The sequence below is a fragment of the Bacteroidota bacterium genome, from assembly GCA_018692315.1.
Lineage (GTDB): Bacteria > Bacteroidota > Bacteroidia > Bacteroidales > JABHKC01 > JABHKC01.
This window is the reverse complement of sequence record JABHKC010000128.1, coordinates 1-18,711: the sequence shown is the minus strand read 5'-3', so window position 1 is coordinate 18,711 and position 18,711 is coordinate 1. Positions and strand designations below refer to the sequence as shown.

Annotated in this window: 9 protein-coding genes; 3 read left to right on the top strand and 6 right to left on the bottom strand. The window is 31.9% G+C overall.

Annotation, left to right across the window (positions count from 1 at the left end; genetic code table 11):
• Nucleotides 1-170: 170 nt before the first annotated feature.
• The 3 genes from HN894_09935 to HN894_09925 are packed head-to-tail and all read left to right on the top strand — an operon-like array spanning nt 171 to nt 5,302.
• The gene (locus tag HN894_09935) at nt 171-1,838 is read left to right on the top strand and encodes an ATP-binding protein (protein MBT7143648.1); all 1,668 of its coding nucleotides are present in this window, start codon (nt 171-173) and stop codon (nt 1,836-1,838) included.
• Nucleotides 1,831-3,393, top strand: a complete 1,563-nt coding sequence (locus tag HN894_09930) for an ATP-binding protein (GenBank protein ID MBT7143647.1) — start codon at nt 1,831-1,833, stop codon at nt 3,391-3,393. Before HN894_09935 ends, HN894_09930 begins: the two co-directional genes overlap by 8 nt.
• Nucleotides 3,394-3,400: 7 nt before the next feature.
• Nucleotides 3,401-5,302 carry a hypothetical protein gene (locus HN894_09925; protein ID MBT7143646.1) on the top strand — a complete coding sequence of 634 codons (1,902 nt, stop codon included), beginning with the start codon at nt 3,401-3,403 and terminating at the stop codon, nt 5,300-5,302.
• Nucleotides 5,303-5,427: 125 nt separating this feature from the next.
• Here the strand turns inward: HN894_09925 and HN894_09920 are convergent, their stop codons facing one another.
• The 6 genes from HN894_09920 to HN894_09895 form a co-directional block, all read right to left on the bottom strand.
• Nucleotides 5,428-13,332 carry a T9SS type A sorting domain-containing protein gene (locus HN894_09920; protein ID MBT7143645.1) on the bottom strand — a complete coding sequence of 2,635 codons (7,905 nt, stop codon included), beginning with the start codon at nt 13,330-13,332 and terminating at the stop codon, nt 5,428-5,430.
• Nucleotides 13,333-13,378: 46 nt separating this feature from the next.
• On the bottom strand, nt 13,379-13,654 hold the full coding sequence (locus tag HN894_09915; GenBank protein ID MBT7143644.1) for a hypothetical protein: 276 nt from the start codon (nt 13,652-13,654) through the stop codon (nt 13,379-13,381).
• A 253-nt stretch (nt 13,655-13,907) separates the two neighbouring features.
• The gene (locus HN894_09910; GenBank protein ID MBT7143643.1) at nt 13,908-15,854 is read right to left on the bottom strand and encodes a tetratricopeptide repeat protein; all 1,947 of its coding nucleotides are present in this window, start codon (nt 15,852-15,854) and stop codon (nt 13,908-13,910) included.
• 193 nt (nt 15,855-16,047) lie between these two features.
• Nucleotides 16,048-16,953 (bottom strand): RluA family pseudouridine synthase, encoded by a 906-nt coding sequence (locus HN894_09905; GenBank protein ID MBT7143642.1) that lies wholly within the window; start codon nt 16,951-16,953, stop codon nt 16,048-16,050.
• A 581-nt stretch (nt 16,954-17,534) separates the two neighbouring features.
• Nucleotides 17,535-17,999: a hypothetical protein gene (locus HN894_09900; GenBank protein ID MBT7143641.1), complete on the bottom strand. Its 465-nt coding sequence runs from the start codon at nt 17,997-17,999 to the stop codon at nt 17,535-17,537.
• Entirely contained in the window at nt 17,996-18,472 is a 477-nt protein-coding gene (locus tag HN894_09895) for a hypothetical protein (GenBank protein ID MBT7143640.1), read from the bottom strand. Before HN894_09895 ends, HN894_09900 begins: the two co-directional genes overlap by 4 nt.
• Nucleotides 18,473-18,711: the final 239 nt, after the last annotated feature.

The window sequence follows — 18,711 nt, the reverse complement described above, 5'->3', positions numbered from 1 at the left end:
GATAGTAACTTATTGGAAAAAAATATACATGAACTCCATTTTTATTTAAAAAATTAATGTTTTTTATCAAAGCTTGCATTTGTCTGTATTACAGAATATTAACATCATTTTGCTTGTTTTTGTGAATTATGCAGGCTAAGTGATACTCACTTTATAAACTTATTTTAACTATGGGAAAAGTAATAGGAAAAGTAGCAGCAACTGAAAAAGCACCAACAACAATTGATGGTTTTTATTTTTGGACTGATAAAAAACGGATATTAAATCCGTTTGATGTTGTAAAAGTTGTCCATATTGATAATTCAATAACTTATGGTGTAATTGAAGAAATATCTCATATTACTGATTCGTCAAGTTATTTAAGTAATTTTATTTCAAGTGATTTTGGTGATGTTGAATTAAAAGCCAATATGCACAGAATTGGAATGAATTATGTAAAAGCAAAAGTTGTTGGGAATAATGATAATATTTACACCCCAGTTCTTGATGGAAGTAGAGTAAGTTTAGCTGATGAATCTGAAATATTGCAAGCTCTTGGTTTAGACAAGATTAAACATCCTATGCCTTGTGGCTATATTGAAATGTATAGAGGTGAGGATAAAAAAATATTACCTGTTAATTTTAATTCTCAGTTTTTAATTGGACCAGAAGGTGCACACCTAAATATTTCAGGAATTTCCGGACTTGCCGCCAAAACATCATATTCAATGTTTTTATTAAAAGCTATTCAGGAAAAATATGGAAATAAAACTGTCGAAACAGATGATTCAGTTGCTTATGTGATTTTTAATGTGAAAGGAAGAGATTTATTAGCAATCGATGAATCTAATACAGATTTAAGTGATGAAGATAAAAAGGTCTATAATGAGATGATGAATTTAAACACTCAACCTTTTGAAAATGTAAAATATTTTTATCCTTATGCAGACCAAACACCATCAAGAACATTTAGCTATGGTGAAAAAAAGGATATTGAAGCACAGGTTGATAATGACAAGGCATTTAAATATAAATATATCTACGAAGAAGATAAATTTAATTTAGAACTTCTATTTGCAAATATTGAAGATTCATCAGGAACTATGGAATCTATTGTGAATTATATTATAAATGATCAGGGTGGATTTGGAGAAGTTGCAAGTTGGAAAGAATTAGAAAATAAAGTTGCTGAATATACAAAAGCTGGAAAAAGTGGAGATAAAGATATTTCTGTAATGAGTTGGCGTAAATTTAAGAGAATAATAAATAAATCATTATCACATCCTATTTTTCAAAAAAGAATTGTAAAAGAAAGCAATGAGGTAAGGTTACAAGATGCAATTACAAATATTAAGAAGAATGAGGTTCAGGTAATTGATATTGCAAAACTTGACCAAGATACTCAGGCTTTCGTTTTTGGAGATGTTATAAGAGCAATCTATGATTTAAAATTAGGTCAAGAAAATAGAAATGAAAAAGAAATCCCTTCAAAAATTGTTATTTTTATAGATGAATTAAATAAATATGCATCAAAGGATATTCCTAAAAATTCACCTATTTTAAAACAAATATTAGACATTTCAGAAAGAGGACGTTCTCTTGGTATAGTATTGTTCTCAGTTGAACAATTTAAAAGTGCCATTCACGATAGAGTTAAAGGGAATTGTGCAACTCATGCATTTGGTAGAACAAATGCTATTGAAGTATCAAAATCAGATTATAAGTTTGTTCCGCCAGTTTATAAAAATATGATGACAAGATTAACACCAGGCGAGTATATTTTGGAGCATCCTGTATTTCGTTCATTATTAAATATTAAATTTCCTAAGCCACTATATAAACAATTCCCGAATGGATAAGAATAAAACAAAAATAGGTAAAGACGTTATTGAATCTCTTACAACCTCAATGTATGATGACCATAGGTCTATTTATAGAGAGTATATACAAAATTCAGCTGACCAAATTGATATTGCTTTTGAACAAGGTTTTATCAAATCAAAAGAAGAAGGGAAAATTGAAATAAAAATTAATAAAAATGAGCGGAGTATTTCAATTTATGATAATGGGACAGGTATTCCCAAAGAAAAAGTTTTACCAATCTTAAAGAATATAGCACAAGGTGTTAAAGATAGAGCAAAACACAAAGGTTTTAGGGGAATAGGCCGTTTAGGAGGATTGGGCTATTGTGATAAATTAGTTTTTGAAACGAGTTATTATGGGGAGACCGAAAAATCTATTTTAACTTGGGATGCAAAACAACTTAGGACAATTTTTAATGATAGGAGTAAAAAAGAAGATGCTATTGAAGTTATAGATACAATTACTTCATTAAAAATTGTAAACGCAAAAGCAGAAGAACGGTATTTTAAAGTAACACTTGAAAATGTATCAAATGACATTCTGCTTGATAAAGATAATATTCATAATTATTTATCAATGATTGCCCCTGTTCCATATAAAAAAGGGTTTTTCTATGAAAATGACATTTACGAAAAAGCAAAAGAATATGACTATCCAATTGATGAGTATAATACATATTTAAATAACAATCAGATATTTAAAGAATATACAACATCTGTTTATGAAGGAGATAAACAGAACAATAGGAAAAAAATAGACCAAATATTTGATATTGATTTTTTTGAAATAAAAAATTCCTATAATGAATTATTGTGTTGGGGATGGTTTAGCAATTCTAAGTTAAAACAACAAATGCCAGAAGTTAATATAGCAAGAGGTTTAAGGTTAAGAAAAGGAAATATTCAAATAGGTGACGAAAATAGACTTGCAGACTTTTTTGTCATAAATAACATTCAAGATAAACGATTTTCTTTCTATTTTTTCGGGGAGATATTTGCTGTATCAACAGATTTAATACCAAATGCACGAAGAGATAACTTTATTGAAAATAAAGCATTTAAGAAATTTGAAAAAGAATTAAGAATTGAATTTAAGAAGTTGAAAGATTTCTGTTATTTGTCATCAAACATAAGAAGCGAAGAAAGAAAGATTGAAAAATTATCAGATGCACAAGAAGAATTTAAGAAGAAGGTAGAGAGAGGTTTTACAAAACCTGCAGAAAAGAAGGAATATGAAAAAAAGTTAGAAAGAATAAATCAAGATGCAGTTAATGCAAGAGAAAAGATTGAGAAAATAAAATCAAAAGTTTCTGCTGATGAGAGTAAGAAAAAATTAGTTGATAAATTAGTTTCGGAAATTAAAGAAGAAACTGTAATAACTAATAATGATGTTCAGAATAATAAAACACCTTTAATGACAGATAATCTACCTAATTTCAATAGAAAGGACAGAAAATTAACAGGTAGAATACTTTCTATAATCGACATGATATTACCAAAAGAAACCTCAGAAATGGTTAAACGAAAAATAATAGAAGAACTTAATAAATAGTTGGTAGATGAAGAAAAGGAATGTTCTTTTATTGGAGCCTAATTACAAAAATAAATATCCGCCAATTGGATTAATGAAACTAGCAACTTATCACCGAATGCTTGGTGATAAAGTTGTTTTTTTCAAGGGAGATTTAAAAGAATTTATTTTGAATCAGATAAGTATAGAGTTAATCAAAAAACTTACTGATATTGACAATAATGTAAACTGGATTGAATATAAAAAATCAATTGTTGAATATATAAAAAAAAGTAGTATAGAATTATTAAAATCATTAATTCAACTATCTAAATATGATCTACTTGTATCAAACTGGTTAATTTCATATAAAGATTACTATCGCAAAAAGCAGTATTTAGATAATCCAAAGTGGGATAGAATATGTATTACAACGCTTTTTACTTTTAATTGGAATATTACAATAGAAACTATTGAATTTGCCAAGAAAATAGTAAAGAATAAAAGTCAAATACTTATCGGAGGCGTTTTGGCAACTGTTTTAGCAGAGGATGTAGAAAAAGAAACTGGAATAAAAACACACAAAGGTCTCTTAAATGAAGCAGGGGACTTGGATAAAAATGAAATTATTATTGACGAACTTCCTCTTGATTATTCAATACTTGGTGAGATAGATTATGCATACCCTGAAAATAATGCCTATTATGGATATATGACAAGGGGTTGCGTTCGTAAGTGTTCATTTTGTGCTGTTTGGAAAATAGAGCCTAAATTTAATCCTTATATTTCATTAAAAGAGAAAATAGAAAAAACGAAAAGAGATTTTGGCGACCAACGAAACCTACTTTTATTAGATAATAATGTTTTAGCATCAAAGAATTTTACACAAATAATTGAGGAAATTAAGGAAAGTGGTTTCGTTAAAGGTGCAAAGTTCATTGACCCTAATTATTTAGACATAGCTGTAAGAAACTTAAAAACAGGTATAAATGATGTTGCATATTTAAAAATGTCTTTTGAACTAATTCAATATTTACTTCAAAAACTAAAAGGAGAAAAACAACAAGAATTATACGATATCTTAGATGAATCTAATCTTTTATCCAGTATCACAGCAACAAAATCAAATATTCTTAGAATTTACCCTAAGATAAAAGGGATGTATGAGAAATATAGAAATAGAACACCAAAATTAAGATATGTTGATTTTAATCAAGGACTTGATGCAAGGCTGTTAACTGAAATTAAAATGCAGTTATTAAGCGAAATTCCTATAAAACCTCTTAGAATAGCATTTGATAGTATGGGATATGAGAAAACGTATGTTAAAGCCATAAGGTTAGCGGCAAAACATAATATTCGGAACTTATCAAACTACTTGCTTTATAATGAAAAAGACGAGCCAAAAGAATTATATCAGCGTCTTGAAATTAATATACTTTTATCGGAGGAATTGGATATTAATATATACTCATTTCCGATGAAATTCCATCCTATCAATGGAGAGAAACATTTAAACAGGAGTTATTTGGGTGAAAATTGGAATAGAAAATATATTAGAGCAATTCAGACAGTATTAAATGCAACGAAAGGTAAGATAGGAAGAGGAAAATCATTTTTTTATAAAGCATTTGGTAAAGACATAAATGAATTTGAAAAAATACTAATAATGCCAGAAACATATATTCTATTTCGCTATTTCTTTGAAGATTCTGGTTATACAGAAAATTGGTGGAATGAATTTGAAAGTTATGAAAATTCTGAAAAAGAAAAGATTAAAATAATTATTAAGAATAACGAGTTTAAAGGATTTAACAAAAATGGATTGAAAAAACAGTCTATTGACTTTATTGAGAAACATTATTTGATTAGTAGAGAAGACATTAAAAACCCAAAATCAAAATATTATAAGGAAAAAGAAGAATATGATTTGTCAAAAACCATCGCATAAGTCATACACATTTGCAATTCACAAGAGCTAACGCTTGACCAAAAAATGCAAACCAAAAAAAACCCCCACAAGCAAAAGCCTGCGAGGGTGAAATAAAACTGAATCATGAAGTAATCTACCAAAATCTACTTTTTACTTATCAATCTGCTTATCGATTGGTTTGAAGTGTTCAGTTTCACTATGTAAGTCCCAGTTGAATAGGCTTTTGCGTCGAATAGCAATTCATGCTTCCCTTTAGTATGTGTTGAGTTTTCGAGTTCCGCAATTTTCTCTCCAAGAACATTATATACAACAATTTCAACTTTAGTTTCGTGAGGAACAAAATAGCTTATTGTTGTGGTTTCTGAGAATGGATTTGGTGCATTCTGAAAGAGTTCAACAATTAATAATTGATAATTGACAATTGATAATTTTTCGATAATCGAAATTTTATTTGTCTTGTAAAACTCATCGCCTTCAAGCCAGAAATCTACTTGCAGGTTTTGTTCCTGGCCATTTGTCATTAGCACAATGCTAAACTTGCTCTTTTCTACCATTCCATCAATTTCTTCAGAAAGTTTATCATTTCCCCAAATAGAAATTGCAAGGTTATTTCCATCATAAACAGATGAGCCAACTAATATCCCCTCGGGACTAAAAACTCCGATTTCATCACCCGGATTTGGCTTTTCGTTCCAAGCCGAATTTGGAATACCAAGAGTCATGTTTGAGCCGGTGTTTTTATTCAAATAGAAATGTTGAGGATGTAATTCCATAATATTTGCTTTAGCAAGATTGGCAGAATTTGAAGCGTAGGTCAGGGTGCTTGCATTTATCATTTTTATCTGATATCCTTGACTGGGTAACATATTTCCTATCAGGTTGACATAATACGCCGGCCAATATACCGCTCCGAAATTATTTTTTACTATTTCAACATCAGAAACAATAGTGCTCATCATATCGGCAATAGAAGCAGGATTGTCTCGCAGGTAAGCAATTATGCTCCAGCCTGAAGCAATTGAAATAGGAGTTTGTTCGGGAACAATTTGTGTGCCTTCAATATCTAATGTGTCTGCTGTATTCATTTTAAGCTGGTATCCTTCGGTAGTAACAATATTCCCGATTAGGTTAATATAATAAGCTGGCCAGTAAACACTTCCCAGGCTATTTTTCACGATTTCGAGATTTGAAACAACAGGCGCAAAAACTGCACTTATATCAGGATCTGTTGGGTTGATATATGTAGAAATCATATTCCAGCCAAGTACGAAATTTAAGCTTTGAGTTTGGGTTTGTGGCTGGTTCGGAACTGTTACTAAGGAAAGTAACCCGCTGTTTCCGTTTACAGCAAAATTGCCCTGATTTGGGAGGCTTGTATTATAAGTAGGAGTTGCATAATATTCAACATCTTCAGAGGCATCATAAATCTTCCAGACAAATTCTTCGCCTGTAGCAAAACCATTGTCTCCCTGATATTGTCCATAAGCTATCAAATTGATGTTTGTACCCATAAATACATCCATACCCCCGCAAAGCTCGGTTCCTGATGAATCGAAAAATACTCCTACATTGTCGCCATATGAGATTTCGACACCATCTATTGTGATTGTTGCAGAACTCGGGATATCTATTTCGTGCATTGGAGCTTCGGGCGATGCCCAAACTTGCCAGTCGGGATATCCGAGAACTGTTATTTGATATGCTGCAACATTATTAGATTCGTTTGTTTCGCTAAAATAATTGTCGTAATCGGCTACACATAATATGTAATAGGTTCCCGGATCGGCAAATGAAGGAAGGTATAAATATGCAGTTTCAGTTTCGGAAGTTACACTTGAACTTAAGGCAGATTGTTCGTAAAGAATAAATTCGTCGTTTACATCTAAGACATTATCGTAAGAAAAATAGAAACCTACTTTTGGATTCATAGTGTATGAATTTGTTCCACTATAATGTTGCTCGCAACTAATCTCAAACATGTCCCAAGGTAGAATTTCACCGGCAGAGGAATAAACATTTTGAATAGTGAAATCGCCATTTGCACTCGATGGAAAAACATGGCTTATTTGTGAAAAAGCATTAGAACCATAATCGTCGTTATATGCCAATTGAGTGCTATGGTCGGTATCGTATAAGTAAATTTTTGTATCCATAGGATCACCTGTTTGATAAGTGTAAATTGTAACACTTGCACCTGAAATACTGAAATTCAGACCATAATCGCCTTCTGTTGAGCTATTATATCCTTTGACTTTGAAAAAATAGTCGGAGCCGTTATAATCAAATATGAACCAGTCTTCATCTGCTGGAGAAATACATAAATCTGCATTTACATATGAGCTACTTGTGCCAATATCATATGCCAGACTGAAATCATTGTTTGGTTCTAAAGCATCGGTGCAGGCAAAAGATTCAACAGTAAGTTGAACAAATGTAACATTATTGCTTTCGTTACTTTCTATATATAAATCATTATAATCTGCGAAAAACAATATGTAATATGTTCCCGGACTTATGCTTGAAGAAATTGTTACTGTCATAGTTTCTGTTTCGGATGTATTTGAGGAGTTTAATACAGAGGTTTCATATCCCAGAAAATCATCGGAACTTTCGTAGGTATTGTTTGATGAAAGATAAAATCCAACTCGAGAATTCAGATTTGCACTACTACTCCCCGAATAATGTTGCTCACAACTTAAATCTACATTTGCTCCCTGAACTACTGTAGTTGGGCTTATTGAAGCATTTTGAATTGTTAAGTCTCCAATATTTCCGCCTACTGTGATTTCAAAGTATGAAACATTATTGTTTTCGTTACATTCTGATAATACATTATTTGCATCGGCTACGAATAGGATATAGTAGGTTCCGAAACTTGTACTTGAAGGGATTAAATAATTTATAGTTTCAACTTCAAAAGGATTTGATGCGCTTAAAGTTGAATAATCATAGCCGATATAATTATCGCTTGTTTCGTAAGTCTGGTTGCTTGAAAAGTAATATTTTACGACAGGGTTAAACGCACTGCTATTATTTCCTGAGTATTGATGCTGACAGGAAAGACTTATTGTTGAGCCGGGTGCAATTGGATTTGGAGAAGCAGTCTGATTTGTTATTGTTAAATCTTCGCAACCTGGAGTAATAGTAATTTGCTGATAAACAATATTGTTATTTTCATTACTTTCAGGAAACAAGTTATTGTGATCGGCGAAAAACAAAATATAATATGTTCCTGATATTGTTCCAGCAGGGATTGTAACGGTTTCTGTATAGGTATCGGAGGTATTTGAGGCGTGCAATGCTGAATAGTCTATGCCAAGCAAAACATCTGAGCTTTCGAAAGTAGTGTTTTGCGATAAATAATAGCCTACATAAGAATTTATTGGAACAGTGCTGCTTCCCGAGTAATGCTGCTCACAGCTTAAATTTACTGTTTCGCTCGGAGCGGCAGACGAAGGACTAAGAGTAGAATTTTGAACTGTCAAATCTCCAACACTTCCGCCAACTGTAAATTCAAAATATGATAAATTATTATTTTCATTACACTCTGAAACATTGTCATTTGCATCGGCGACAAAAAGAATATAATAGGTTCCTAAGCTTGTATTTGCAGGAATGGTATAACTAATTGTTTCGGTGCTTGAAGGAATGTTTACACTCAGACTTGAAATGTCATAACCTATATATGTGTCAGATGTTTCGTAAGTATTATTCGTTGATAAATAATATTTAACATAAGTACTTAGTGTAGAAGTGCTTGTTCCTGAATAATGTTGTTCGCAAGAAATTGTAAGCACATTTGCGGGACCAACTGTTGTAGGTGAGGCACTTTCGTTTGTAATGTATATGTCATCGCAAGCTGCCGTAACTGTTATATACTCGTGCACAAGATTATTTTGATAATTGCTTTCAGAATAATAATTATCATAATTCGCAACAAATAGAATGTAATAGTTTCCGAGACTTGTAGTTGTTGGAATTGTAAATGTTGATGACTCAGTACTTGATGTAGTGCTTACACTTAATTGAGAGGCATCATAACCAAAAAATATATCATTAGCATCTACCTGAATATCGGACGATAAATAGTAACCGACATAAGGAGCTACAGTTGAAGTGCTTGCTCCACCATAATGCTGTTCGCAACTAAGTGTAATTGTTCCACCTTGAGTAACTGTTGATGGTGTGGCACTTTCATTTGTAATCCAAAAATCTTCGCCAAGTGTATGATTGATTAGAGAAAAAGATCCTGATCCTCCATCGTTATCTGATGCTAATGGAGTAGTGTGATCGGTATCGTATAAAACTACATAAGTATCGCAAATACCTGAACCCGAATATGAGGCTGAGGTTTCAATTGTAATATTGTCGCCATTATGGGTAAAATTCAAACTATAATATCCTAAACCTGATGTTAGATAATGAGAAATTTTGAAGTAATATGATAAATTATTATGAGAAAATCTAAACCAATCATAGTCGCCTTGTTCAAGACACAAATTGCTATTTGAATATGAAGTGTTAGTGCTAATATTATATGCTTGACTATAAATATCGTTTGGTTCTAAGGCATCAGTACAATTAAATTCAATAGTAAAAGGTAATACGGCAATATTGTTTGCTTCGTCTGTTTCTGCATAATCATCATTATAATCGGCTTTGAAAATTGCATAGTAATTTCCTACATCGTAGGTAGATATTCCAAATGTCATAGATTCGGCTTCAAGCGGATCATTGTAATAAAAAGAAGAGGAACTACTACCAACATGTTCATCACCTGCATCAAGAGTTTGATCAGTTGAAATATAATAGCCTAAATATGAGGTTATCAAAGAAGTACTATTTCCAGTATATATATGATCGCAAGAGAATATTAGTGAACCTGTTTCATACTGTACAGTTGTAGGAGAAACAGTTTCATATTCGACTCTAAAATCTCCAACTGAAATTTCTATCGTTACTGCTACAACATTGTTTAACTCGTTTGTTTCAGTGAAAGAATTATCAGCATCAGAATAGATTAAAATATAGTAATTGCCCATAGCAGTATTTGCAGGAATTTGCATAGTTGAATTCACGGTTTCGGTAGGAAGAAAAACATTAACCCATGAACTCGAATTTCCTAAATAAATATCATAGGATTGATATGTTGAATTGGTTGATAGATAATACTTTGTCATAGTATTTATTGATGTTGTGCTAGTTCCGCTATAATTCTGCGTAAAACTTACTGTAACATTTGTTCCAGGATCAATTAAACTACTTGAAACACTTGGGTTTGTAGGAAATATATCTTCTGCATTTGAAGATAATACAGTGATTGCTGTAGATTCTACATTGTTCCCTTCATTTGTTTCATTCCAAAAATTATCAATATCTGCAAAGAAAATAATGTAATAATTCCCGTTGGCTGTACCTGCTGGCACAACAGCATCAAACGACTCAGAAGCACTTGAGTTTGATGAATTTACTACAGAGTTTTTTTGCCCTAAATATGTCATAGATAGAGTTGATGTAGGTATATCTGACAAATAGAAACTGACCTCAACATCCATATTTGAGCTGTTTGTACCAGCATAGTTTAGATTATAACTTAAATGTAAGGTATCCCATGGAGATAGATTATTATTTGGACTGACAATGTTATTTTGAATATTCAGGTCGCCGTTTGCATCGTGATTATTTATTGTTATTAAATGATAATCAATATTGTTTTGTTCATTTGATTCGGTATATACATCGTTATAATCTGCTACAAAAATCAAATAGTATGGTCCGGCAGGAATGCTTGACGACACGGTATAAGTATAAGATTCCGATTCAGTGGTTTGACTTGCACTTAAAGATGATTGGTCGTAAGACAGAAAAAAGTCGTTTTGATCTATATTTAGGTCAAAAGAAATATAATAACCTACTTTAGGAGTGAATGGTGTAGAACTAATTCCTATGTATTGTTGCACACTGTTTAATGTAAGTGTCTGGCCATAAGTAATATTATTTGAACTAATATTGGAGGACTGTATCAAAAAGTCCGGATAGCTTGAATACATCAAAACATGTCCGAGATATGGTTTATAATTATATTTAGTTAGTGTTACAAAAACTGTATCTGTAGAACTTATCGAATTAAAACTGATATTTGCAGAACCGTTACTAATTGTGCCGGTTCCTAAAATTTGATTATTTTGACTAATACAAACTGAAGCACCATTTAAAACACATGAAACATTTATACTACTTAGACCTAACTCAGATTGATTTATATGATTAGATGTAAATATAATTGGAGTACTTGTTCTAAGCATGAGAGATGGGTCTCCAAAACAACTCCAGGTATTTGTCATTGTATCTCCCCATGCTCCGTATTCATCATTCATGTGCATACAACCATTCATCGATATTCCTCCAAAAGTTCGTTTTATATTGTTAGAATAACTTTCCGTTAGAATATCTACCATTTCATCTTGTCCATCCATGGGTGGACTCCAGAATTGACTTATTGTGGACATTAATGTTGCAATTGCTCCTGTAGGTTCTCCATTGTGAGTAGCTCGCAGCCATGTTTCTCCAAAGCAAGTATTCCCGTTAAAATTTCCATTTAAACAAGCAGTAGCCCAAATAAACGGTAGTTTTCCTACATTTGTTAAATTGTTAACACCGATAGTTGAAAATCCTGATGTGCTAAAAGAATATGTACTTCCATGACCGGTATATAAAATAACTCCTGCACCGGAATTTACCTCGTTCGCAACCATTAATGGAGTTGGATTATTAGGTAGGTCTAATCCACCAAACGTACTATCAAATAATTCGGAACATGAGATATAATTGTAATTTAATAAGTCGATATTCATATTTCTGACATGTTCAAAATCCCACTCTCCATCATCTCCGCTTCCTTCATTTGAGGCAATTCCAATACCATTTTTTATCCACGATGAGCTTTCTGGATTAATTTCATAATCTAAAACTCTTTGAACTTGAGTTTGAACATGGGCAACTGTTTCTGCTGAAAATCTTCCAACAAAAATTTCTGGATAGGAATCGTTTCCGCTTATGAAACCGTATGCATTATCCGAATCTCCTCCTAAATAAAGTGGTGGAATATGTTGAGCATCACCAACTAACAACAAATATGTTAATCCGGTATTATTATAATAGTTTTGTATATATGACTTAATAGCAGTTGTATCACCTATTGATGCAACATCAACAATATAGACATTCCTCCCGGATTTTATTTTCCATTCTATTAAGGGTTGCATGGCAGAAAGATATGACGCATCTGAAATAATGAGCATATTTCCATTTTCGCTCACAGGTGTATATTTAGGAGAACTATAATTTAAAAACTGATTACTGTATATTTTATCAAATTCAAATGTAGGTTTTATGTTTGGATTTTTATTTACAAATTTATTGATTCCGTTTTCACTTTTCTTAGAAATATTAATAACAATATTGTGATAAACTCTCAAAACTTTTGTAACAGGATTGTATCGAAACGGATAGACAACAACTGTTTGTCCTCTATAATCCCTAAGAATATATGGTTTTCTAAGATTTACAATTTCCTTTGGAAAAAATTCATTTTCATAATATACTTTTCCGTAATTATAAGGAATACTTGCCGGGTCGATATCTCTGGTCAAGTTACCTTTTGACGGTGCAATTTCAATATTTGGATAGTCGAGGTATTGCTCAGAAACTACTTCAACCTGCATTTCGGCCTTGTCGGGAATAATTACCGATCTTGTTAGTTTAGGCAAATCTGGTGCATCTTTCACAAGCATTGGGGTAGCATCCGGAAGAATGGGAATTTGAACCAAGCCTCTGCTTGTTTCAACTTGTCTGAAATCGAAATTGCTGAAAGAAAAACTTATTACAGATGTCTCGTTATCGGACGATAGTAGTTTAATCTGTGGAGCAACAAGTTTTGCTTCATTCGGGTCGGAATTTCCTTTAACAGTCTGCTTTTGAGCATACATTCCCGCTGTTGAGATACATAACAAAAAAGCAATTAATAATGTAATTTTCTTAGTTTTCATAACAATCTAAATTTTAATTAATAAATTATTTACACTCACTTAATATTTAATCGGTTATTAAAAAATCATTATAGTTTTTGAAATCTCCTATTGTCGCTAATACATTATTTACATTGGCTTCAGGGATTCCGGATTTGCACCATTCAATAAATTTTTCGACTTCTTCTTCAGCTCCTTCAACTTCAATTTTTATTCGGTTTTCATCCAGATATTTTGTTTTGCCCAACAAATTATGCTTCTCTGCATTTTTTAATACAAGGAAAGTAAAACCTATGTTAAAAATTCTGCCGCTAACTACTATATCTGAATGCACTTTTTTCATATTTACAATTTTCATATAAAAGTACGCTCAAAATGGAGCTAAGTCAAGTAATTTGATAGGACAATGGTAGGACAATTTCGGAAATATGACTATCTGTGAGTAGGACAACCATTATCGAAAACATATTCCAACGGCAGTATAAATGGCTTAAAATAAGTAATATAAGATTTGTGAAAATTTTAACGAAATGTAAGACAACTAAATTTTACTGTATTTTGGTAGGACATCAAATATTTTACCCCGATTTTGAAGGTCAAATTTCGAGCAGGAAGCTAACAAAATCTTCATTTGTGTCCATTTTTAGTTTCTTTCTTAGTCTTTGCCTGCTTTTATTAATTGCTGCGGCTGTTACGTTCAGTAAATTTGCAATTTCTTTAGTACTCATGTTAATTTGTAGGTAAGCACAAAGTTTTTGGTCGTGGTTAGTAAGGCTCGGACATCTTTTTGATAATTTATTGAAAAACCCGGGATAAACCTCTTCAAATTGTTTTTTAAACTGGTTCCAATCTTCTTCAAACAATTTGTTATTATCAATAGCATTTAGCAGCTTTTGCACTGAAGTTTTTTCGAGTGAGGCAGATTTTTGAAGAGATTCGATTTCGTCTTTTATTTTTGCTAAAGTCTGATTCTTATTATGTATAGTAATTAATGTAGCAGCCATTTCCCGATTTTTCGAATCTATTTTGTCTTTTTGCAGATTGTTTATTTTTTTTTCTGCAAAGACCAATTCTTCTAATCTTTTTTTCTCAGTATCTGCTGTTTTTTTTAAGGCTTGATTCAGAGCTTTTTCTTTCTCGAAATATAAGCGATTCTTTTTTGAGCTTTTTGTTTTAGAATAGAACAAGATAATCAGCAAAGTAACTATCACTGTCAGAAAGCCGGAAATATACATGAATCTTAGTTTCGAGTTTTCCTGCATTTCTGCTTCATACTGCAATTGCTTGTTCTCTTTTCCCTTTTTCTCTGTTTCGTATTTGGTTTGCAGCTCAATAACTGCTTTATTCATTTCTTCATTATAAACTGTATCATTAAAAGTTTTATAAAGTTTATGGTATTTCAGGGCAGTTTTATAGTTTTGTTTTAGTTCATATGCACGGTATAGTTTTTCGTAAATTTCGGCGGCTTTTTCAGTATCAGATCTTTCTAATATAATTTTAAGACTCTTATTGTAATATTTAAGTGCGTCATCGTATTTATTCATGGAAATATAAATATCACCTATATTGTTGTATGGAAATGTAAGTGAGCCTGTATAGACTTTTTGTTCTCTGATTTTTAAGGACTTGAAAAAGTATTCCAAGGCGGTTTCACTATTTCCTTGATACTTATAGATAGTACCTATATTGTTTAAGTTTATTGAAAAGTTTTTCCAATCTGGAATTTTATTATTTATTTCAAGAGCTTCATTATAGTATTTCAAGGAACTATCATAAAGTTTTGAATTTGTGTAAACTAAACCAATGTTGTTCAATGCGGAAGCTATATCCTTTAAATTGTTTATTTCTTTTGCTTTCAGCAATGCTTTTCTGAAATACTGCATTGCTAAATCATTATTTGATAATTTGATATAAATATTCCCAATGCTGTTTAACATACTGCCTTGCTTCTCTATTAAATTAGCTTCTTCAGCAATTTTCAGCCCTTTTAGATAATAATCGAGGGCTACATCATAATTTGCCTGAACTTTTTGAATATAGCCAATCTTTTGATATGATATTATAAGGATACTCTTATTTGGGGTTTTGCTTAAATATTCAATAGACTTTAGATAATTTGATAAAGCTTCACTCTTATTTCCCAAAAGCCCATGGCACACTCCAAGGTCTTGATATGAAAGCCCAATACGGTAAGAATTGTTCATTTTTTTCCATAGCTCCAATCCTTTTTCGAGTGGTTCTATGGCTTTATCATACTCATTTAAGAACTGATATGAAATTGCCACATTGCGATATGCTCTGGCAAGGAGTGAATCTTTTTTGTAAAACTGAGCAACTTTCAGGGACGATAGTGAATAATATAGAGCTGTATCAGGGTTTTGCTTAACATTCGCCACAAAAAGTTTGTACAGTATTTCGAAGTTTTTTTCGGATAAGTCTGGACTTAGCAGATTTATTAAACTATCAGTATTTGTACTAAAACTCTGAAACGTAAAGCATAATATGCAAACAATTGTCGAAATTTTAGTGCCAAAATATTTCATTTCTTTTTTTTAAATCTCGCTAAAGTTAGTCATATTAAGTGAAAATGAAAATGATATTTGGCAGGTAGATTTCGTCCCTCAACAAATCCCCAAATTATTAAAAACACATATAAGCCAAATTCTTCACTATAAGACGGCTGGCTTGTGTTTAGTTCAATACCGACTTTTTATCTGGAAGTTGGGCACAGTAGTTTTACGATGTTTTTATATTCTCAGGTGTTGGCAAAAGTTTCAGCATATTTGAACTAAATATTTTCTTAAACTTTTGAGGAATTTCATCTTTGAAATAGATTCGTTTGTTTGTAAATGGATGTACAAAATCTAACGAATAGGCATGCAAATACAAACCCTTGCCACCTAAAATTAAATTGTCAATTCCATATTCTTTATCTCCCAATATTGGATTATCTATACCGGACAGATGTTTTCGCAATTGATGCCTTCGGCCTGTTTGAGGTTTCAATTTAACCAAATTGAGTTTGCCGAATCTTTTTGAGGAAACAGACTCTATTAATTTATAGTTCGATTGTGATTTCTTACCTTCTATTTCTGAAGTTATTTCTCCTCTATCCTTCATTTCGCCAATAGTAACTGCATAATATGTTTTCTCAACCTTTTTATCCTCAAAAATTTTATTTAAAGCACGAATACTACTACTCGTTTTTCCAACCAATAAAATACCTGTGGTTGCATAATCTATGCGATGAACAGGCTGAGGTTTTGTTGCATCAGGAAGATTGCTTCGTTGAATGTTTTGAGCTAAGGCATTGGCAACGGTTTTAAAGCTATTGCCGCTAACCAAAATACCAGCAGGTTTATGAATCACTGCAAAATAATCATCTTCAAATAAAACTTTAAGCTGAAATACCAGTTTCTTATTCGGGCTGACTTCTTTTGGAATGGATAAGCTTATACACTCACCTCCATTTATTAATGTAGCCGAACTTGCAATAGCATCATTAACCATTACGAACTTTTTCTTTATCGCTTTTTTTAGTGCTGATTTCGTAAAAACTGCATTAAAAATACCGACACCATATTCCTGTAGTCGAACTGGAGAAGGTATATTAGGAACAATATGTATTTCTGTTGGTTTGATTATGATTTTTGTTTTTGCTAAGATGTTGAACTAAACCCAAGCCAGCTAATTCAGTAATATTCTCACAAGAACGTTTTTATTAATTTTAAAAGATGTAAAGATGGAGAAAAAATGGAATTTTCTAAAAAGTATTGTCAGAAATGTTGACAAATGCAAAAATTGCTTATAGTGAGCAACCATTCCGAGCAAGGAAACAAGAAAAGTATTGCAAAAATCTATTAAAAACCTTCACTTCCTTTTCTCAACATTTTCAATTTTCTCGAAGAACTTTTCCATCTGAGTATCAACTCAAATTTTCTTTTATTTAATGAACCGCTAAGTTCAGCCTATCCCGATTTCCTATCGGGAAGACCCGTACCCTAAGTGGTGTGAGAGGTGTACTGGTGGCTATTCTGCCATCAGCCGCCTACTCGATTTTTATATTCTTAAGTGTTGCACTGAGCCAAATTTGCGTTTTGACACAAATTCAAAATATTAAACAAACCCGTCAAATCGCAGATTTGGCGGAGCTGATTACATGCACTAAACTTTCGTAAACCGCTGAGCCACTTATGTTTTTTATACATTGTTGTAGGGCGTTTTTACTCTATCTCTGGTATTCTCAGTTTTAAATAAGTCCTTTTAATTATCTCTGTTTGCTGTATTTCTATAATCTGCACATCTTTATCAGTTGCTTTCCATCTTGTTTTAGTCTTAATGGTAAATTCAACACTATCATTCATTCCTTGAGGCATTGTTGTATTGTCAAAATCAGTCCAGATACTTATTTGTAGAATTTCCAATGCAGTCAAATCACAATCATGGCTTTGAAAATGCTCAGGTAACCAGTCAATATAATCATTTAGCAACTGTCTACTTTCCCTTGAATCAGCTTCTTTTGGTTCAATTTTCTTTTTTAAGAAATCGTAATCAGCTTTTGGTTCAATTCCATTATTATTTAAATCAATCAGAACATTTATAGCAAGTCGACCACTTTTTATATAATCAATACTCATAAATGAATGAGCAAAGTTGTGAATGGCGGAATTGTAGTTTTTATACTTCATGATTGTTTGATAAAAATATTTTTATTTCGAGGAAATACTTTAATCAATATAAATTCCTCACTGTTTTCTGGAGTCATTATAACCTCCTTATTGAGGACATTAGATAGGTAATGCATAAAATCAACTAATATTTTCGATTGGTCAATTGCAACAAAATCTCCCGGATTCAAATCAAACTCAACCTGCTCTTTTATAAAAAAATGAGTATTAAAAATTATGTTTTCCTCTTTAATTCTCAAAATATGAGAAACCTCTGTCTCATTAAAAATCAACTCTGCATTTTTAGGTAGCTCTTGAACATCATGATTGTTTGAATATGATAGTGAGTATTCTGATTTTAATAATGAACTATAAATCAGTATCCAATCATTTATATCAGTATCATTGACATAAATATCTCTTAAGCTTCCATCAATATCGAGGAACTTATTAACTATATTTTCATCAAATTCTATTTCTACTAGCTCTGTCATTTTTTAATGCCCTACAACGTCCCGCAGCTATGGCACGTGGCCGTTCACTACTCAAATTTATGTTGATTTCCTTTATGTTTAATTTACTAATCATTTCTCTTAGTGACCTTAATGCGGCCATGTGCTATTAGGTGCTGTGTGTGCCCAGCATAAGCGTATGCGGACACCCACCTTGATGTTCAAGAAAAATTTGAAAAATACAAATTATTTTTTGAAAATAAAAATTGATATTCAATTTG